Annotated in this window: 20 protein-coding genes; 8 read left to right on the top strand and 12 right to left on the bottom strand. The window is 67.0% G+C overall.

Annotated elements, in window-relative coordinates:
• Positions 1-95: 95 nt before the first annotated feature.
• The gene (locus VL973_RS01605) at positions 96-713 is read right to left on the bottom strand and encodes a S24 family peptidase (protein WP_325282305.1); all 618 of its coding nucleotides are present in this window, start codon (positions 711-713) and stop codon (positions 96-98) included.
• A 91-nt stretch (positions 714-804) separates the two neighbouring features.
• Between VL973_RS01605 and VL973_RS01610 the strand changes: the two genes are divergently transcribed.
• Both VL973_RS01610 and VL973_RS01615 read left to right on the top strand, forming a co-directional pair.
• Positions 805-981, top strand: a complete 177-nt coding sequence (locus VL973_RS01610; protein ID WP_325282287.1) for a hypothetical protein — start codon at positions 805-807, stop codon at positions 979-981.
• Positions 981-1,295, top strand: a complete 315-nt coding sequence (locus tag VL973_RS01615) for a hypothetical protein (protein WP_325282288.1) — start codon at positions 981-983, stop codon at positions 1,293-1,295. The genes VL973_RS01610 and VL973_RS01615 overlap by 1 nt, the downstream gene beginning before the upstream one ends.
• Positions 1,296-1,298: 3 nt before the next feature.
• Here VL973_RS01615 and VL973_RS01620 read toward each other — a convergent pair whose 3' ends face one another.
• Both VL973_RS01620 and VL973_RS01625 read right to left on the bottom strand, forming a co-directional pair.
• Positions 1,299-2,084, bottom strand: coding sequence for a hypothetical protein (locus tag VL973_RS01620; protein ID WP_325282289.1), 786 nt, complete (start codon positions 2,082-2,084; stop codon positions 1,299-1,301).
• Positions 2,081-3,319 (bottom strand): TIGR04063 family PEP-CTERM/XrtA system glycosyltransferase, encoded by a 1,239-nt coding sequence (locus tag VL973_RS01625; RefSeq protein WP_325282290.1) that lies wholly within the window; start codon positions 3,317-3,319, stop codon positions 2,081-2,083. The genes VL973_RS01620 and VL973_RS01625 overlap by 4 nt, the downstream gene beginning before the upstream one ends.
• 67 nt (positions 3,320-3,386) lie before the next feature.
• Here VL973_RS01625 and VL973_RS01630 point away from each other — a divergent pair, with 67 nt between their 5' ends.
• Entirely contained in the window at positions 3,387-3,521 is a 135-nt protein-coding gene (locus VL973_RS01630) for a hypothetical protein (RefSeq protein ID WP_325282291.1), read from the top strand.
• A gap of 6 nt (positions 3,522-3,527) precedes the next feature.
• Here VL973_RS01630 and VL973_RS01635 read toward each other — a convergent pair whose 3' ends face one another.
• Positions 3,528-4,079: a type 1 glutamine amidotransferase domain-containing protein gene (locus VL973_RS01635; RefSeq protein ID WP_325282292.1), complete on the bottom strand. Its 552-nt coding sequence runs from the start codon at positions 4,077-4,079 to the stop codon at positions 3,528-3,530.
• A gap of 112 nt (positions 4,080-4,191) precedes the next feature.
• Here VL973_RS01635 and VL973_RS01640 point away from each other — a divergent pair, with 112 nt between their 5' ends.
• Positions 4,192-5,208, top strand: coding sequence for a DNA topoisomerase IB (locus VL973_RS01640; RefSeq protein ID WP_325282293.1), 1,017 nt, complete (start codon positions 4,192-4,194; stop codon positions 5,206-5,208).
• Between the two features lie 14 nt (positions 5,209-5,222).
• Positions 5,223-6,404, top strand: coding sequence for a mechanosensitive ion channel family protein (locus VL973_RS01645; RefSeq protein WP_325282294.1), 1,182 nt, complete (start codon positions 5,223-5,225; stop codon positions 6,402-6,404).
• Between the two features lie 45 nt (positions 6,405-6,449).
• Here the strand turns inward: VL973_RS01645 and nadA are convergent, their stop codons facing one another.
• From nadA to VL973_RS01665, 4 genes are all read right to left on the bottom strand, one after another.
• Entirely contained in the window at positions 6,450-7,460 is a 1,011-nt protein-coding gene (gene nadA / locus VL973_RS01650) for a quinolinate synthase NadA (protein WP_325282295.1), read from the bottom strand.
• Positions 7,461-7,536: 76 nt separating this feature from the next.
• Positions 7,537-8,247 (bottom strand): DUF4230 domain-containing protein, encoded by a 711-nt coding sequence (locus tag VL973_RS01655; protein WP_325282296.1) that lies wholly within the window; start codon positions 8,245-8,247, stop codon positions 7,537-7,539.
• Positions 8,244-9,101 (bottom strand): MBL fold metallo-hydrolase, encoded by an 858-nt coding sequence (locus VL973_RS01660; protein WP_325282297.1) that lies wholly within the window; start codon positions 9,099-9,101, stop codon positions 8,244-8,246. Before VL973_RS01660 ends, VL973_RS01655 begins: the two co-directional genes overlap by 4 nt.
• Positions 9,102-9,162: 61 nt before the next feature.
• Entirely contained in the window at positions 9,163-9,936 is a 774-nt protein-coding gene (locus VL973_RS01665) for an SDR family NAD(P)-dependent oxidoreductase (protein ID WP_325282298.1), read from the bottom strand.
• Between the two features lie 129 nt (positions 9,937-10,065).
• Between VL973_RS01665 and VL973_RS01670 the strand changes: the two genes are divergently transcribed.
• Positions 10,066-11,181 (top strand): glycosyltransferase, encoded by a 1,116-nt coding sequence (locus VL973_RS01670; RefSeq protein ID WP_325282299.1) that lies wholly within the window; start codon positions 10,066-10,068, stop codon positions 11,179-11,181.
• On the opposite strand, the gene VL973_RS01675 is transcribed toward VL973_RS01670, so the two are convergent.
• The 3 genes from VL973_RS01675 to VL973_RS01685 are packed head-to-tail and all read right to left on the bottom strand — an operon-like array spanning position 11,103 to position 15,195.
• Positions 11,103-12,026, bottom strand: coding sequence for a galactosyltransferase-related protein (locus VL973_RS01675; RefSeq protein WP_325282300.1), 924 nt, complete (start codon positions 12,024-12,026; stop codon positions 11,103-11,105). The two genes, VL973_RS01670 and VL973_RS01675, sit on opposite strands and share 79 nt — an antisense overlap.
• On the bottom strand, positions 12,023-13,159 hold the full coding sequence (locus tag VL973_RS01680; RefSeq protein ID WP_325282301.1) for a hypothetical protein: 1,137 nt from the start codon (positions 13,157-13,159) through the stop codon (positions 12,023-12,025). Before VL973_RS01680 ends, VL973_RS01675 begins: the two co-directional genes overlap by 4 nt.
• The gene (locus VL973_RS01685; RefSeq protein WP_325282302.1) at positions 13,156-15,195 is read right to left on the bottom strand and encodes an HAD-IIB family hydrolase; all 2,040 of its coding nucleotides are present in this window, start codon (positions 15,193-15,195) and stop codon (positions 13,156-13,158) included. The genes VL973_RS01680 and VL973_RS01685 overlap by 4 nt, the downstream gene beginning before the upstream one ends.
• Before the next feature lie 171 nt (positions 15,196-15,366).
• Here VL973_RS01685 and VL973_RS01690 point away from each other — a divergent pair, with 171 nt between their 5' ends.
• Positions 15,367-16,104: a sulfotransferase family protein gene (locus VL973_RS01690; protein WP_325282303.1), complete on the top strand. Its 738-nt coding sequence runs from the start codon at positions 15,367-15,369 to the stop codon at positions 16,102-16,104.
• On the opposite strand, the gene VL973_RS01695 is transcribed toward VL973_RS01690, so the two are convergent.
• On the bottom strand, positions 16,101-17,837 hold the full coding sequence (locus VL973_RS01695) for a glycoside hydrolase family 9 protein (protein ID WP_325282304.1): 1,737 nt from the start codon (positions 17,835-17,837) through the stop codon (positions 16,101-16,103). The genes VL973_RS01690 and VL973_RS01695 overlap by 4 nt on opposite strands.
• A 61-nt stretch (positions 17,838-17,898) precedes the next feature.
• Here VL973_RS01695 and VL973_RS01700 point away from each other — a divergent pair.
• The coding region (locus VL973_RS01700) for a type III polyketide synthase (protein WP_414712177.1) at positions 17,899-18,944 on the top strand (1,046 nt) is incomplete at its 3' end.

Below are 18,944 nucleotides of genomic sequence, written 5' to 3' on the forward strand. Positions count from 1 at the left end.
GGCCTGATCGTCCGCCAGCCGACACTGGGGCTGCTCGGCGGACTGTTGGTCGGCACGGGCGTCAGCCTGTGGATCTGGCAGCGCGACCGCCGCGGTTAAAGCCGGCGACTGACCCAGACGACGCGCCCGATCAGGCGAACCCGCGCGACATCGACGCGGCCGGGTGACGGCGCGGCCGGATTGTCACTCGTCACGATCAGCGCAGGCCCATCGGCGCGGACGCGCTTCACCATCAGCACCTCGTCGATCCGCAGCACGAAAACCCCGCCCCCGCCGGGCACGGCCGTCTGCGCCGAATCGACCAGGATTTCGTCCCCGGCATCAAGCGTCGGATGCATCGAATCGCCCGCGACGCGGATCATCGACGCATGGTCGGCCCGCACCTTCAGGCTGCGGAGCAATGCGGGCGGCAGCGCCATCGGCACTGCCGGCTGGTCGATCTCGACAACCCCGCCCGGACCCGCCGATGCGGCAAGGTTGAAGCGCGGGATCGACACATCCCCGGCGGCACGCCCGCCCAGCATCGCCTCGTCAACGCCGAGATAGGCGGCAATGACCTCCCGATCGCGCTCGTCCAGCCGTCGGGGCGACCCGCGCGCGACATGCTGCTGCACATAGGCCGGATTGCGCCCGATCAGCCGCGACAATTCGGCGAGGCTGATCCTGCGTTCGCTTGCCAGCCTTGCCAGCGCGGCTCTCGGCTCCTCAACCATCATGCCCTGTCATAGTCGTAGGATTTTTCCTAGACAAGTCCGATAATATAGAACAGAACATGAACAGTGAGTCGTGATGGGGAGATGGCGGATGGAGTTGCTGAACAGGATCGAGGGCTATTTGGGGCGAACGGGCACGGCGGTGACAGGCTTTGGCCGCAAGGTCGCAGGCGATCCGCGGCTGGTGCTCGACATGCGTCGCGGGCGACGGCCGGGCGCGCCGCTGCAGGCGCGGATCGAACATTTTTTGTCGGAAAGGCCGAACTGATGGCGCGCGGTCCCGATGCGGGCACGCTGGTCGAACGCGCCCTGTCGCTGTCGGCGATGCGCGCTTCAATCGCAATGGTGGTGCTCGACGCAACGGCAACGCGATGGGCCAGCGCGACATTCAGCGGGGCACGACACGTTCTCGACCTGCGGCTGAGCGACACGGCAGCGGCGCGGCAATGGTTGGCCGGGCTGGCCGAGGCCGACCTGCCCATGCGCGGCCATCTGATGGCCGATTGCACCGTCGCTCACCTGCACTCGGCGGGCGGGACGATCGACGTTCGGATCGAAGCGCTTACCGTCGAGAGCGTATAGGCATCAACCGGCGGCGAAGCGCTTGAGCGTCGCAAGCGCTTCGTCCAGTTCGCCCTTCATGCGATGGTCGACCTTGGCGGGGCGTCCCGCACGCCGCCGCACGCCGCGCTCCAGCCGGTCGAGCAGCGCGTGGACCGTGCTGTCGGTCTCAGCCGCAGTGATCGCGGCATCGTCGGCGCGAAGCGGGACCGGCACCGCGGCCAGATGCGGGCGGCTGGCGGGCGTGATTTCAAAGGTTTCAATGCGGACCGGCTCGACCGGCCCCGCAGGTCCATCCACGTGTTCGGCCACCGCAAGCTCCGCATCGCGACGAAACAACGGTGTCACCGGCGCGCTGGGGGTCATCGGCACATCGGGGATGGCAGTGGGGTCATAAGCGGCAAGCGGCGTATCGAGGTCACCCGGCAGATCGCGTTCCACGATCGGGGGACCGGACGGGGCCGCCACTTCCAGAAATGGCGTGCCCAGGTCGCGCATCGCCCGGACCGGCTCGCGCACGGGCGCGTCGGGATGCTGGTCGGCGCGACGCGGGACCATGCGCGTCACCCGGCGCACCGGCGCCACTCGCGCCGCCACCGCCCAGGTGCACCCACCCGCGACCGATGCCGCAATCAGGATCAGCGCGATGCGCGCCGTGTTGCCAAGCGGCGGGCTGGCCGGCGGAAACAGCGCCGGCAACCCAGTGTCGAGCATCAGCGATTCGAGCCGCCAGGTCGGCAACAGCGCCGCGACAACGGCGGCGGCCAGGCCGACGATCGCGCCCGCGATCTGGCTGGGGGAGAGCTTCAAGCGTTTACGCCCGGAATACGCGACCATGACTCGTCCATTTCTGCGGCTTTGGTCAGCCTTTGGTAAACGGGTTTATAGCGCGAAATATTTGACGACCAGTTACGCTCGCGCTCGACGAACAAGCGCGCCCGGTCGCGGCGCGCTTCCCAATCGCCACGATCGGACAGCAGCGCGCCCAACGCGTCGGCAATGGCGGCGGGATCGTCGGGGGCGAACAATGTGCCGGTCACGCCATCCTCGATCAGTTCGCGGTGGCCGCCCACGTCCGACGCCGCGACCAGCCGGCGCTGCGCCATCGCCTCCAGCGGCTTGAGCGGTGTCACCAGATCGGTCAGTCGCATATGCTTGCGCGGATAGGCCAGAACGTCGATCAGGCTGTAATAACGCTCGACCTGATCGTGCGGCACACGCCCCACGAAACGGATATGATCGGCGACCGGCGACGCGGCAGCAGCGGCGCGCAGCATGGCCTCCATCGGCCCGCCGCCGACCATCAGCAACTGTGCGCCGGGGCGGCGCGCGACCAATGCCGGCATTGCCGCGATCAGGTCGTCCAGCCCCTCATAATCATAGAAGCTGCCGACATAGCCGATCACCTCGGTCCCCAGCCCCAGTCCGGCGGCAAGCGCATCGTCGCGCGGCAACGGTTCGCCGAACAGCGACAGGTCGACGCCGTTCGGCGATACGGTGATGCGCTCTGCGTCGATCCCGCGCGCGATCAGGTCGCCGCGCAACCCTTCGCAAATGACCGCCACGGCGTCGACACGTCGACACGCATAGGTTTCCAGCGCGCGGATCAGGCGATAGCGCGCCGATCCTTCGCGACCCGTCCCGTTGCCGACCGCCGCATCCTCCCAAAAGGCACGGATTTCATACAGGATGGGGATGCTGTGCCTGCGCGCCACGCGCAGCCCGGCCAGCGCCCCCAGGACCGGCGAATGCGCGTGCAGGATATCGGGGCGAAACGCCGCCACCGCACGATCGACGGCGCGGGCGAACGTCGCGATCTCATGCCATAGTCCGACCGGCATCGGCGCCGACCAGGCACTGCTGCTGCGATGAAAGGTCAGCCCGTCGAACGTCTCGACCGGCGCATCGACCAGATTGTATCGCGGTCCCGTCACCCCCGCGACGGCCCAGCCGCGCGCGGTCTGCGCCTTCATGATCGCACGGGTGCGAAAGGTATAGCCGCTGTGGAGCGGCAGGCTGTGGTCGAGGATATGAAGGATCCGCATGGCTGGACCCTGTGCCCCATCACCCTTTAACGTGACGTCAACCGCGCGTTCCTAAATACCGGGGCGCATGATCGACGCCTTTTCCATCCTGCTGACCCACGGGTTGATGCTGTTCGCGGCATGGCGGCTGTTGTCGCGCGACGATCTGGATCGGGAGGATGGCGCAGCGCAACGCGGGTTCCGCGCGCGCCGCGATCCCTGACGCCGATCAGGCGTCGGCGCCGACGCCGGCCAGCGCCTCGATCAACGCCTTGCTGAACGCCGGGATATCGCCCGGATTGCGGCTGGTGATGAGGTTGCCGTCAATCACCACTTCCTCGTCCACCACCTCGGCCCCTGCATTCTCCAGGTCGGTGCGAACCGACGGCCAACTCGTCACGCGGCGACCGTCGACCACATCGGCCTCGACCAGCAGCCACGGCGCGTGACAGATGGCGGCGACGATCTTGTCTTCGTCCATGAACGCCTCGACAATGTCGACGGCCTTGTCCTCCATCCGCATCTTGTCGGGGTTACCGACGCCGCCGGGCAGCAGCAGCGCGTCGTAATCGTCGATGTCGACCTGATCCAGTGTCAGGTCGGGCGTAATCGTCTCGGTCAGTTGGCTGTCGTTCTGCACGCCCCGGATCGGATCGGTCTTGATGGAAGCCAGCGTCACCTGTGCACCCGCATCCAGCAGCGCCTGGCGCGGATCGAACAGTTCGGAATGTTCAAAGCCGTCGGTGGCGAGAATCAGCACGCGCGAATTGAGGTCGGCCATGGGAATTGCTCCTTCGGGGGTTCGGCCCTTCAACAGCCCCTGCACGCGCTTGTTCCCGGAACGAAGCGGGGAACCGCGCATTGTTCGGGCCAGTGCGAAACGATGGCGAACCATGGCCCCCAGCATCACTTATTACGACGACAGCGAACCGGGCATCACCCGACGCAAAATGCGCCACGGATGGGGCTATTGGGATGCGGCGGGCACACGCATCACCGACCGTGAAGAGATCGATCGGCTGAACCGCATCGGCCTGCCCCCCGCCTATCGCGACGCATGGTTCTGTCCCGACCCGAACGGCCATATCCAGGCGGTCGGGTGGGACGACAAGGGTCGCAAGCAATATCGCTATCACCCCGATTTCCGTGAAGCGCAGGAAGCTGCCAAATACGCACGCTGCGCGCGGTTCGGCGAACGGCTGGCCCGGCTTCGCAGACAGGTGGAAAAGGACCTTCGCGCCCGCAAATTGTCGCGAGAACGCGCCATCGCGGCGGTCGTGCGACTGCTCGACCTCGGCCGGTTGCGCGTCGGCAATGAAGGCTATGTCAAAGCCAACAAGAGCTTCGGCGCGACGACGCTGCGCCGCCGCCACGCGACGCTGAAGGGCAGCCAGCTTCGGCTGCAATATCGGGCCAAGTCGGGCAAGCAACGCGTGCTGACCATCACCGACCATTCGCTGATCCGCTTCGTGCGGAAATGTCAGGATCTGCCGGGACAACACCTGTTCCGCTGGGTCGATGCGGACGGCGAATGCCACCCGGTCACGTCGGGCGACGTCAACGATTACATCCGCGCGGCGATGGGCGACGACTTTACTGCCAAGCATTTCCGCACCTGGGGCGCCAGCGCCATCGCGTTCGAGGCATTGGCGACCGCGCCCCAGCCAATCGGCCTGAAAGCCATGCTGGAGCCGGTGGTCGCGGCACTCGGCAACACCCCCGCCATCGCGCGCAAAAGCTATGTCCACCCCGCGCTGGTCGCGCTGGCCAAGGACAAGCCCGCACAGCTTGCGTTACGGTCGACGCTCAAGCTACCCCGGTCAACGCGCTACCTCACGCGGGCGGAACGCGGCCTGATCGCGTTCCTGAACGACTTTGACGACGAGAGCGCCCCCGCAAAGGCGGCGTGACGATTGGAGCCGACATGAGCAACACCAGCGCGGCCGAAAACGCCGCCCTTCCCGACCTCGACCCGATCGGGGTCCAGCGACAACTGAATGCGCTGGTCCGCGACAGTCTGGACTGGGTGGCGGGGCACTGGCTCCAGATCCTGATCGCGGTCGGCGTCGCCGCGCTGATCGTGCTCGCGCTCGACGCAATTAAACGCTGGGGCCGGCGTTATTGCGATCGGCAGCCGCTCGTCACCGGCTGGGCGGGGATCATCGGGCGCGCGATTGCGCGAACCAATCGCTTCTTCATGACGATGATCGCCGCCAAGCTGGTGGTCGGCGTGGCCGACGCGCCGCAGGGCGTGGTCACGACCACCAATTTCCTGTTCACCGTCGCCGCCGTGTTCCAGGCCGCGACCTGGGTGCGCGAAGTCATCCTGGGCATGGTCGAGGCCCGCACCCGCGGCGACCATCGCGGCAGCGAGGCGCTGGGCACGGCCATGGGCCTGATCCGCCTGCTCGTCACCTTTGCCGTGTTCGCGATCGCGCTGATCGTGGTGCTCGACAATCTGGGCGTGAACGTCACTGGCCTGGTCGCCGGTCTGGGCGTCGGCGGCATCGCCATCGGTCTGGCGGCGCAGGGCATTTTCGCCGACCTGTTCGCCGCGCTTTCGATCATCTTCGACAAGCCGTTCCGCAAGGGCGACAGCATCAGTTACGATACCACATTCGGCAATATCGAGGAAATCGGCCTGAAATCGACGCGCATCCGCAGCTTTCAGGGCGAAGAGCGGATCATTTCAAACAAGAACCTGCTCGACAAGGAAATTCAGAACAATACCCGCCGCGACCATCGCCGCGCCAAGTTCGTGATCGGCGTCACCTATCAAACCGCGCCAGAGATTTGCGCGCGCATCCCGGCACTGCTCAAGGAAATCGTGGAGGCGCACGACAAGATTTTCGTGCGGGCGGGCTTTGTCGGCTTTGGCGCATCCAGCCTCGATTTCGAGCTGGAGTTCGATTCGCCCGGTCCCGATTATGTCAGCTTCTATGACGGCCGCACCGCCATCGGTCTCGACATCCTCAAGCGCTTCAATGCCGACGGCATCGAAATCGCCTACCCCACGCAAACGACCTTCACCGCCGCACCCGACGGGCGGCTGGTCATGCCCTATGCCGAGGTTCAGCCGGTCAAGACCGTCGAGGCGCGTGAATGATGGTCGCCGCCGTCTATCGCTGACGGCGGCTATCGGTAACCGGCCTTAGTCGCCGGTCACCTTGACTGGACCCAGATCACCCTGACCGACCGTCGCCGACGCCATGTTCATCATCGCGTCCAGGCTGCGCTTGGCCTTCAGCCGCAGTTCCTCGTCAATCTCGATCCGCGGGGTCAGGTCGCGAAGCGCCAGATACAGCTTCTCCAGCGTGTTCATCGCCATATACGGGCAGATGTTGCAGTTGCAGTTGCCGTCGGCACCCGGCGCGCCGATGAACAGCTTGTCGGGCACCGCCTTTTGCATCTGGTGTATGATGTGCGGTTCAGTCGCGACGATCAGCGTGTCGCCGGTCAGGTTCTTCGCATAATCAAGGATACCGCTGGTCGAACCGACATATTCGGCATGTTCGACGATATGCGCGGGGCATTCGGGATGCGCCGCCACCGGCGCGCCGGGATATTGAGCCTTGAGCTTGAGCAGTTCGGTTTCGCTGAACGCCTCGTGCACGATGCACACGCCCGGCCACAACAGCATGTCGCGACCGAACTTGCGCGCCAGATAGCCGCCGAGGTGCCGGTCGGGACCAAAGATGATCGGCTGGCTTTCCGGGATTTGCGACAGGATTTTTTCGGCGGACGAAGACGTGACGATGATGTCCGACAGCGCCTTAACCTCGACCGAGCTGTTGATGTAGGTCAGCGCGATATGGTCGGGATGCTGCGCGCGAAATGCCGCAAACTGTTCGGGCGGGCAGCTATCCTCCAGGCTGCATCCGGCATCCATGTCGGGCAGGATGACGGTCTTTTGCGGGCTGAGGATCTTGGCCGTTTCCGCCATGAAGCGAACGCCGCAAAACGCGATGACATCCGCATCGGTTTCGGCGGCCTTGCGGCTGAGTTCCAGGCTGTCGCCGACGAAATCGGCCAGGTCCTGAATCTCGGGCTTCTGGTAATAATGGGCGAGGATCACGGCATTGCGATCCCGCCGCAGCCGGTCGATCTCCGCCAGCAGGTCCACGCCCTGAAGCGTTCCGCCGATACCGTTGCGCGCGTCCATGATGCCCAAAATCCCCGTCAGCCAGTTCGGGCGCTCACATGGCCCCCCGCGCCCCCACGATCAAGGGCGAAGCGGCTCAGCGCGGCCGGGCAACCACATCCTCCGGCCGGCGCGACTGGTCCCAACGTTCGCCGTCGCGCACGCCGCGTTCCGCCGGGAACGTCACCACGACCCGCGCATTGCCTTCGCCCGCGGCCACCAGCGGCGCGCGCATCGTCCGCATGATCGCCGCGCGCGCCATCTCGCGTGCCTGCGCCAGTCGTTCGGGCGAAGTCGCCTCCCGCTGCGCCGCGCCGTCCGCCGCGCGGGAGACACGCGCGCTCAATTCCTCGCCGGCTTCGCGCGTGACCAGCACGCCGCTGCGCTCGACCACGGTGGCTTTGCCCTCGTCCACATTGGCGCGGTCGGCGACGACATCGGGTGCATCGACGATCAGCGTGCGCGTATCCTCGTCCCATTGCAGGTCGCGTTCCGACAGCGCGGACAGGTCGACATGATAATCCACCGAATAGGGCATTTTCGCGACCCGACCCGATTTCAGCAGCCCGCCCCAGCGCACATCGGTCGCCGCCGCCTGCACCGTGCCCGACAGCCGCGCCACGCGCAGGTCGCCCATGCCCTCCATCTTGGCGGTGACGATCTGCGTTACCGCCGGCCCCTCGGGTGCTTCGACCGGCTTGGTGACCACATGGCGTTCGCGATAGTCGCTCCACGCGAACAGCAGCCCGCCGGTCACGGCCAGCAGCAAGGCCAGCGCCACGATCGTCCGCCAAGCATCGGGCTTCATGCGACGTGCCACAATGCGCCCTCCCCCTCGTGAACCGCGCCGCGACGGCGCAGGTCGAACAGGTGCGCCAGCACCGAACGCTGGGCCGCGGGTTTCAGCCGGGCGTCGATCCCGGCATACATCGCATCGACCATCGTCACCGTATCAGCCGGCGCACGGGCCAGCAGGCGCAATATCTGCCCCTCGCGCTGCTTGCGGTGGCCCAGCATGCCGCGCACCAGCCGCTGCGGATTATCGACGGGATCGCCATGCGCGGGAAAATAGACCCGCTCCTCACGTCCGATCAGTTTTTCCAGGCTGGCCATGTAATCGCCCATGTCGCCATCGGGCGGGGAGACGATCGTGGTCGACCAGCCCATCACATGGTCGCCGCTGAACATTGCCTGCGCTTGGGGGAGCGAAAAGGCCAGATGGTTCGACGTGTGACCGGGCGTCGCGATCGCTTGCAGGGTCCAGCCATCACCCTCCACCACATCACCGTCGTTCAGCACGCGATCGGGGCGATAATCGACATCGAACGCCGCATCGGCGCGCGGCCCGGCATCGTCCATCGTGAGCGGCGCGCAACCGACGACCGGCGCGCCCGTCACGTCGCGCAGCCTTGCCGCCAACGGGCTGTGGTCGCGGTGCGTGTGCGTCACCATCATCGCCGCCACCGGACGACCGCCGATCGCCGCCAACAGCGCCGCCAGATGATCCGCATCGTCGGGACCCGGATCAATCACGGCCAGCGCATCGCGGCCCACCAGATGCGTCTGGGTTCCCGTATAAGTAAAGGGGGATGCGTTGCCCGCCAGCACCCGCGTCACCAGCGGGTGGAGCGTTACGGCGGCACCGACGCGTTCATTAGCCATGCGGTCCATGTGGCCGCCCGCCGCCGCCCCGGCAAGGGGCTGCGGCAAGCGGCGCCCGCGATCAGGCGTCGGGTTTGGCCATTTTGGTGTGCTGCTTCGCCAGCATCGTGTCGGGGGTCAGGTGCGACAACGCGGCCTGAATCTTGTTCTTCACGCCGGAGACGACATGCGCCGATCCGTCCATCATCGCCTTCCACCCGTTTTCGGCGGTTTTCACGGGGTCTTCCTTGCTGTCATCCTGTCCGACCGGCGTGTCGAGCATGTTGGCGCGGGCAAAGAACTGTGTATCGGTCGGCCCCGGCATCAGCACCGTCACCCCGACGCCCGTATCCGCCAGTTCCTCTCGCAAGGCATAGGCAAAGCTGTCCAGATACGCCTTGGTGCCGTTATACACCGCCTGATAACTGCCGGGGATCAGCCCCGCGATCGACCCGGTAATCAGGATTCGGCCCGAACCCTGCCGGACCATGATCTGCGCGGTCTTTTGCAGCAGATAGGTCGTGCCCGTCACATTGGTGTCGATGACACGACGCCATTCCTCGGGCGACTGCTCGACAAAGGCGTGGCCCAGGCCGCGCCCGGCATTGGCGATCAGGATGTCGACCGGCCGACCGGCAACTGCCGCCAGCATCCGGTCATTGCCCTCGAACGTCGCAAGATCGGCCTCCACGGCCTCGACCGCCACACCTTCGGACCGCAACTCGCCCGCGGCCACGTCAATCTGCGGCTCATCGGCGACGAGCACGAGATCATAGCCTTCGCGCGCCGCGATCCGGGCGAGTTCGCGCCCGATGCCGGTCGATGCGCCGGTAATCACTGCCAATCCGTTCGCCATCATATGTCTCCTCGAAAACGCGCCCCTTGCCCAAGCGAATCAAGGCCTTGTCCGTTCCCGGCATTCCAGTGGAACGGGGTGCAGCGCCCCTCGTTTCAGGGGGAAACCCGCAACGAAAAGGCGCCGTTCTTGCTCCATACCCCTGCTGCCGCGCCTGCCCGTCCCCGCCGGACCGCGGTGATCGCGCATCTGCGCCATCCGATCGCGCAGCCGTTCATGGGCGGGATGGAGGCGCATTGCGACCTGCTGGTCCGCACGTTGATGGCAAAGGGGCATCAGGTGACATTGTTCGCCAGCGGCGACAGCGCGCCGGCCCTGCCGGTCGCGGCGGTTTCCCCACATGCTTATGAGGCGGAGCTTCCTTGGGCGATCTGGCGCGGCACCGATCGGCTGACCGCGTGGCTGGCCGACGCCTATGCCCGGTGCTGGGCTGCCGTGCTGGCCGGGGGGTTCGATATCGTCCACAACAACAGCCTGTTCGCGCCGATCCACGACTGGGCGCTGCGCGACGGCGTGCCGATGGTCACGTCACTGCACGTTCCGCCCTTTGGCCCGTTGCGGGAAGCGGTGGCGCGAAACCGCGCGCCCTGGCTGCGGCTGACGGTGCCCTCATCCAGCCAGGTTCCGCTATGGGGCAATGACGACGCGATCCGCGTGGCGCACAACGGCATCGACCTTTCGCGCTGGCAGCCGATCGGGCGGGGCAATGGCCGCGCGCTGTGGTTCGGACGGATTACGCCGAACAAGGGGACGCTCGCGGCACTGCGCGCCGCCGATGCAGCGGGGATCGCGCTCGACCTGATCGGGCCGGTCGAATGTGCGGACTATTTTGCCGAACTGACGCCGCACCTCAACGCGCCCCACGCCTATCTCGGCCATTTGTCGGGCGATGAACTAACTGCGCGCGTGGCGTCATCGTCTGTCGTGCTGAGCACGCCGATGTGGGACGAACCATTCGGGCTGGTCGCGGCGGAGGCGCTGGCATCGGGCGTGCCGGTCGCCGCGCTCGATCGCGGGGCGATGGCGGAAGTGATTGGCGATTGCGGCGCGCTGGCCGCCGATGAAGCCGCGCTGCCCGCCGCCATCCGCCGGGCACTTCGCGTGCCGCGCGCGCGGTGCCGGGCGCGCGCCGAACGCTGCTTCAGCGCATCCGCGATGGTCGCTGGCTATGCCGCCGCATATGACGATGCAATCGCCGGTTGCCGCGCCTCCAGCATTTCCAGCACGCGCGCGCTGCTGGCATAGGGCCGGTGCGATTGCTGCGCGGTGAGCGCCAGGTCTTCGGGATCGGGCGCGCGCAATACGGCATAATCGTCGCCCCGCCGCTCGATCAGACCCATCAGGACAAAGGCGCGCAGCCAGTGCTGCATCGTCCACTCGCCCCATTTGTCGCGAAAGCGCCGCGCATTGGCGAGCACGCTGTCGACATGGTGCACCGGCGGCATGTGGTGCGTGTGATATTGGTGAAAGGCCCGCGCGCCGCGCGCCCACAGGATCGGCACGCCCGCGTTCGCCAGCGTCCGCCCGAAATCGGTATCCTCGCCGCCATAGCCGCGGTAGCGCTCATCAAACCCGCCCAGCGCCAGAAACCGGTCGCGGCGCATCGCGAAGTTCAGCGACCAGAAGCAGCGATAGTCGCGGCACACGCCCGTCGGCTGGGTGGGCGGCCCGGCGCGCTCGCTGTGCTTCTCGCCCAGCGCCTCGAACCGCGCGAAATCGACCCCCGTTTCGGTCGCGCCCTTGGGCAGATACAGAACCTCTCCCATCAACACGGCGTCCCACTCGCCCAGCCGCTCGGCATAGTCGGTGACGAAGCCGGGGTCGGGGATACAGTCGATATCGAGGAACACCAGCCGGTCGGATGAAGCCGCCCGCGCCGCCGCGTTGCGAGCAGCCGCCAGTGGCAGGTCGGCGGCGTCGAGCATTATTTGTCGCACCGGAAAGGCGGTATCGGGCAGGCGATAGGGTTCGGCTTGCATGACCGCCACGACCAACTCGGCTGGGCGCGTGTCTTGCCGGTTCAGGCCATGCACCAGATTCGCCAGATGGTCGGCACGACCGAACCCAAGCGTGCAGATCGACAGCGTCATGCCATCGGCTCCGCGATCAAAGGTGCGGCCACGGCTGCCGGCGCATCGGCCCAGCCGCCAAGCTGCTCAAGCCACGCCGCCGCGCGCCTTGCCGCCTTTGGTTCGACCAGCCGCTGCTGCGTGGCGGGATCGATTGCGGCGGCGCGGGTCCATGCATCTGCCCATGCATCGACGTGCGACGGCCAGTGGAGCAACGCCACCGCCGCCCCGGCCGCGTCCAGCATCCGCGCTTTCCAGTGCTGTTCCTCGAAATATCGCCATTCGGGCACGACGATCCACGGACGGCCAAGCCCGGCGATCATGTGCACGGTGGTGTTGCCCGCCGATGACACCACACGATCGGCGGCGGCGATCCAGTGTTCGGGATTGCCCACCCAACCCATGTGACGCAAATTGCCCGGCGGTGTCGAATGCCATTCGCTGGCGACCTCACCGATCGTGATCCACAGCGTGTCCGGCTCCGCCCGCGCGCCCAGTGTGAGCGGCGTGGCCGGGGTTCCGGCGCCGCCCCCACCGGCGACTGCAAGCACGATCTGGCGATCCAGCGGCAGGTTCAGCGCCATTCGCGCCGAGTCACGCGTGATTGCCGGCACTTCGACCCCCAGGCCGGGGGCATGATGCGTCTTTGTCAGCATCCAGCGGGGCCGGCCGGGCTGTTCCAGATCGGCATGATAAGGCGCCAGCACGCCCAGCGCGCCTTCATATGCCGCCATGTGCCCCGCATCGCTGCGTGCACCATGTTGCAGCACGGTGACGCACGGCACCGACGCAATCCGCGCCAGTTGCGCCAGTTCCGCCGACACATCGGTGATAAACAATGCGGGCCGTTCACGCGCGAACCAGCCGGTGATGATCGCGACCGCTTCGGCGATGGTCGCCCAGCCCAGCGGCGCGCAGTGCAGTGTCACGGGCGTTGGCGCATTGGCCAGCGCTGCCGGCGCGTCGACCGGCGGCTCGAACAGCGACGGGATTTTCACGATCGTCGCATTGGGCGGCAGCGCCGGAAAGATATCGTCGCGCGCGCAGAACAACGTAACCCGGCGTTCGCGCGGCAGCGCGTGGACCAGCGCCGCCGCGCGTTCGGCGTGGCCGCGCCCTTGATGATGGACGAAATAACCAAAGGGTGCGCTCAACAGATCACCTGTGTCATCGAGGGGGACTGGCGCATCGCATCGACGATGCCGCCCGCATGGGGGCGGCGCGCGACGAAGATGCCCTTGCGCCCCGCCAGTTGCCGCAATTCCCGGCTGTGATTGGCGACCAGAATGGCGTTGGGACAGGCTTCGAGCATGTCCAGGTCGTTGCCGCTGTCGCCCGCCGCGTGCACGCGCGTCAGCGGCAGGGTCATGCGATCGGCGATCCAGCGCATCGCCGCGCCCTTTCCCGCGCCGTGCGGCAGCACGTCCAGCAGATTGCCATGGCTGTGGATCACCCGCGCCCGGTGTCCTGCGCGCTGCAATGCGCGTTTCAGCCGCTCCGCCCCCTCTGAATCGGCGAACCAGCTCAGCTTGTGGCGGCGCTGTTCGACGGGCGGCTGTTGCTCGATCCCGGACACCCCCGCCGCCACGTCCGCGATCGCCGCCGGGTTCCAGCCCTTGTCGATCGCGGCGGCGTAGTTGCGGTCGGCGATCAGCCGCCCGCCCGCACGCCAGTAGATTTCGGCGCCGACCGACGTGACCATCACCATCGGACCCGGATAGCGCCATTCGGCCAGCAACCGCTGCGCTTCCTGCAACGATCGCCCCGTGGCAATGCCGAAGCCGATCTGTGGCCGTTCGCCCAGCAATTCACACAGCTCCGCCGCGCCCTCTCGGCATCCGGTCAGCGTATTGTCGATGTCGCACAGCAACAATCGCTCGAACCGCGCGCTCGCCACCGGCACGTCGCGCAGCGACCGGGCGATGGTGACGAAACGCTCGGCATAGGCATTCCAGTCCAGCCGCCGCGCCCCCGCCCGACCCGCTGCCGAAGCGGCTGTCCATGCAGCGCGGTCGTCGAGCAAACCGCGGATTGCCGCTGCGAACGCGGCTGGCGACCGGGGGTCGGCCACGACGCCGTGCCCCAGCGCCGCGATGATGTCGGCGGGGCCGCCATGGTTGGTCGCCACCACCGGCACGCCGTGAAACGCCGCTTCGGTCAGTGTCAGGCCATAAGGCTCTGTAAAAGCGGGATTGAGGAACAGACCGCCGGTTTCGCGCGCCAGGGCATAAAGCGACGCGATATCCGCCCGCTCATGCCGCTTGGGCAGCGCCAGGCTGCCATACAGGTCGTGGCGATCCATCCGGTCGATCAGCCCGGCGATCACGCCTTGCTGCTCGGTCTCCCCACTGTCGGGCGCATCGCGAAGCCCGGCGACGATCGCCAGATTGGCCCGCGCCCGCAGACCGGCATCGGCGGCATAAAGGTCGACTAGCCCGCCCAGATTCTTCTTCGCCACCGGCCGCGCAATGGCGAGCAGCAAAGGTTTTTCGGGGGACCGCAGGAACGGCTCGATCAGGCGGCGGGCACGGTCGGTGCCGATGTCGATACCCTCGTCCAGACAGGCCCCCGGCGCCACGCAGTGAATGCGTGCGGCATCGGCCCCGGCATAGCACATCAATTGCCGTTCCGCCTCGTCACGGGAGGACGCGATGACGGCGTCGGCGGCCCGCACCGCCCTTGTTTCCAGCGCAATTCTGCGATCGATGCCTGGACAGGGCAGATCGGCGCTGTTCAGCTTGTCGATGCCCATCGAATGTCCGGTGAAGATGAACGGGATGCCGAACCGCTCACGCACGGCAATCGCGACCTCGGCCGCGTCGGCGAAATGGGCGTGGATCACATCGGGCCGCACCGCCAGCCGCGCCAGATGATCGATCAGCGCGGCGGTAAAGGTCGGGCGATCGGCGGCATTGGCGTCCTTGCTCAGATAGGCACGGTTGCCCGAATCGATGCGGCGGATACGCAGCCGGTCATTGATGACCTCGACCGGCCGGGCATAGGCGTCGCCCAGTGCAGGATCGTCGATCAACCGCGTGACGATCTCGACATCGCGCACGTCCGCACGCTTGGCCAGCGCCATCGCCGCGCCCAGAATATAGGTGATGTGCCCCCCCGTATCCTCGGTCAGGCCGAACTGGACGGGAGGCGCTTTCAGGCAGCCGCCCAGCGCAAGGGACAGGATACGCACCAGCGGGCCTCCATTTCGGGATCGACGTCTCCGTTTCGGGAGCGCAATGCCAAACCGATCGTTGCGCGCTTGGTTGCATTTCAGCAGCCCCGCCGAATAAAAAAGGCCATTGATTTGCATCAAGTTACGCCGGATCGCACACCCCTGACCCCGCCACCGCGATATGTGTTCGTGGGCGGATTGCACCGCAGCGGCACGACGCTGGTCGCGGACCTGCTGGCGGCCGCGCCCGGCATTGGCGCGATCACTGGCGCGCCGGTCCCCGAGCAGGAAGGCGTGTATCTGCAAGGCGCCATCCCGCACGGCGCGCGCCACGGTATTCCCGGTGCGTTCGCGTTCGATCCCGACCAGCATCTGACCGAAACCAGCCGCTTCAACACGCACGAAGTCGCGCGCCGCATCGCCGCCGAATGGGACTCCTGGTATCCTGCCAGCCCAAGGCTCCGCGTCGAAAAGTCGCCGGTCAATCTGCTGCGCTCGCGGCTGTATCAGTCGCTGTTTCCGACCGCGCTGTTCGTGTTCGTCATCCGTCATCCGATCGCTGTCGCGCGCGCCACCGCGAAATGGAGCGGGCGGGCGGAACGCGAACTGATCGCGCATTGGGAACAGGCCCATGACCTGCTGTTCGGCGACCTGCCCCACCTGCACAATCATGTGCTGCTGCGTTACGAGGATCTGGCACGCGACCCGGCAAGTCAGTTGCGGCGGCTGTCGGCCTTTACCGGCGTCGAAATCCCGTTGCCCTCAACGCCCATCGACAACCGGAACGCCCAATATGCCCAGCCGCCTTGCGACGCGGTGTTCCCCGTCGCCCGCATATTGGGCTACGGCCCTGACCCGATGCATTTGCACCCGATCCAGATCGCGACCGGCAACCATTATTTCCGCAGCGTGACCGAACAGCTTTAGGCCGGATCACTGTCCAGATAGGCCGCCACCCAGACCAGCGGCGCGTTCCAGTTGATGGTGACTTCGTTCAGCGCATAGGCGCGGATATGGTCCGCCCAGCAGCGTTGCGGCGCGCATTTGCCCTTCAGCGTCTTGGCCACGTCATCGCTCATCGCGCTGTTGTTCGGACCGCCCGATACAACACCCGGCGGCGGCGGCGGCAGGGACGCGTCGAGCGACTTCGCCCAGAAACGATGATGCGGATTCTGCATCGGCTTCCATCCGAAGCCCGTGAGATAGGACTGGCCCAGCGGATTGCGCCCCAGCACATAGTCCATGGCGCCCAGCGCCGCCCGGCGATATTTCGCATCATCGGTGAAACGCGCCGCCAGCCCCAGCAGCATCGCACGGTTCAGCAGGTCCGAATTGGACCCCCATGCATAACGCTGTCCCGCATAGGGGATGGCATAACCCGACTGCCCCGCCTCCGCGACGAAGCCGTCCGCCGCCGTGACGATGCGCGCGCGGGCATCACGCCGGATCGCATCGGGCATTCCGTCCGCCACCGCCAGCGTGATCGTGCCGAGTGCACCCGTGTCGGCCCAGTTCGGCACCTCAACCGCGCCCTTGCCCAGCCGGTCGGCGAAACGCGCATCGCCGGTCAGCGCGAACAGCTCCGCCGCGGCCCACGCCCGGTCGTCGTCCAGTTGCCCGTCGCCATAACCGCCGCTGCCGGTAAAGCCCTGCGCCGCCAGGATGCGCGGATGCCGTTCCGCCGCGTCCCATGCCGCCAGCGCCGCCTTGCGGCAGCGATCGGCAAAGGCAGGATCGGCATTGCGCCACAACCGCGCCGCCTGTGCCGCGACCGCCGCCAGGTTGAGCGTCGCGGCAGTCGACGGGGGATAGATCAGCCGGTCCTCGGGATCGTCGGCGGGCGGCATCGGCAACGCGGTCCAGCGCCGGTCAGCCACCTTGTGAAACGCCATCCCACCCGCATCCCGTCGCACCAGCGTCAGCCGTCCATCGCTGGCCGGCTCCCCGACCGGCAGCGCCAGCATGGTGCCCGCCGGCACCTGCATCCGCAGCATCCATTCGACTTCCCACCGCGCTTCGTCGAGCAGGTCGTCATGGCCATTGCCCGCTTCGGGAAGTCGGGCCTGGCCATCGGCGAACAGCGGCCGGGCGAAACCCGCTTCATACAGGTTCTGGAGCGTCCAGACGCTGATACCGGCATTCACCACATATTTGCCGTGATCGCCGGCATCATACCATCCGCCGGTCACGTCGCGCGGCTGGTCGCATCCGGGCCAGACATTGCCGGCCTCATCCTTGCCCGAAAAACATGCGGCGACTTCGGGCGCATGACCGGCGGGCCGCGCCCAACCCTCGCCCGCCCAGCGCGCCAGAATGGGCGTGCCCGCGCGCTGATGGTAAAAGAAGTTGAGCGCCGCATGGGCCAGCGGACGATAGATGCCGGGCGCGACCGGGAACGGCTGGCTGGCGGCGCCCGCCACCTTCAACCGATAGCGCCCCGCCGGGGCCGCGTCGAAGGCGATGTGGTGGACATGATCGCCCGTCGCCGCATCGTCGCCCGCAACGCTGGTCCGCCCCTTCAGCACGATGCGACCATCCGCCCGCTCCAGCGTCCATGGCAGCGGTTCGGGCGACGGCGCGGCGACGATCGCCTGTTTGGGGTCGCCGGGCCGAAAGCCGATCTGGTTCAGATGAATGGCAGCGTCGGTCATCAGCAGCATGGAGTGGCTCCGATCGGGTCCGTGCCCGGCATCAGCAGTGCGCCGCCCGTGCAGCGGCAGGATGCGCGAACCCCCGGCAATCGACAAGCCGCAGCATGGGCTGCACAAGGTCCATCTGTCGCCAACGGCTCGAAAGCGCGATTGGGGCGTTGAAAGGCTGTTTCGAGGGAGCCTGTTTCTGTCCGCTTTTCTCCATGCCGTCGGCACCGCCACGCCCACGCACGATGTGCACCCCGTCTTTCTCGACTGGGCGCGGGCGCAACTGGCGGGCGGGCGCGGGGAAGCATTGTTCGAACGCATGGCCGCTCGCTCCGGCATCGACCATCGCTGGTCGGTGCTGCCAAAGGATCGGACGCCGATCGAACCCGGTGGCTTCTATGCGCCTGACGCATGGCCGGGCACGGCGGCGCGGATGCGCCTCTATGCCGAACATGCGCCCGAACTGGCGCTGGCCGCGATCGCCGACCTGTCGGCGCGGACGCCGCTCCACGGGATCACGCATCTGGTGGTGGCGAGCTGCACCGGCTTCGTCGCGCCCGGCGTCGATCAGATCATCGCGCGGCGCCTGGGACTGACTGCCTCGACCGAGCGGCTTCTGATCGGTTTCATGGGCTGTTATGCTGCCATCGCCGCGCTGCGGTCGGCTCGGCATATCGTTCGATCCGATCCGGCGGCGCGCGTGCTGGTGGTGACGGTGGAGCTTTCGACGCTGCACCTGCAACAGACCGACAATCTCGAGGCGATCCTGGCGATGCTGCAATTCGGCGATGGCGCGGCGGCCGGGCTGGTGAGCGCCGATCCGGGCGGGTTCGCGCTGGGTCAGCCCTTCGCCACCACGCTGCCCGACAGCCATGAACTGATCCGATGGGCGATCACCGACCATGGTTTTGCCATGCACCTGTCGGGTGAAGTGCCCGCGCGCATCGCCGGGGCGCTGGCGGAGCGCGCCTTTGCCGATGTCGCGACGGGCGGCGACGGGCCGGGCGCGATCGACGGATGGGCCGTTCATGCCGGCGGCCGCTCGATCCTCGATGCGGTCGAACACGGGCTCGATCTCGTCCCCGATGCGCTCGCCGCCTCGCGCGCGGTGCTCGCACGGAATGGCAA

Origin of the sequence: Sphingomonas sp., from assembly GCF_035490575.1 — a bacterium.
GTDB lineage: Bacteria > Pseudomonadota > Alphaproteobacteria > Sphingomonadales > Sphingomonadaceae > Sphingomonas.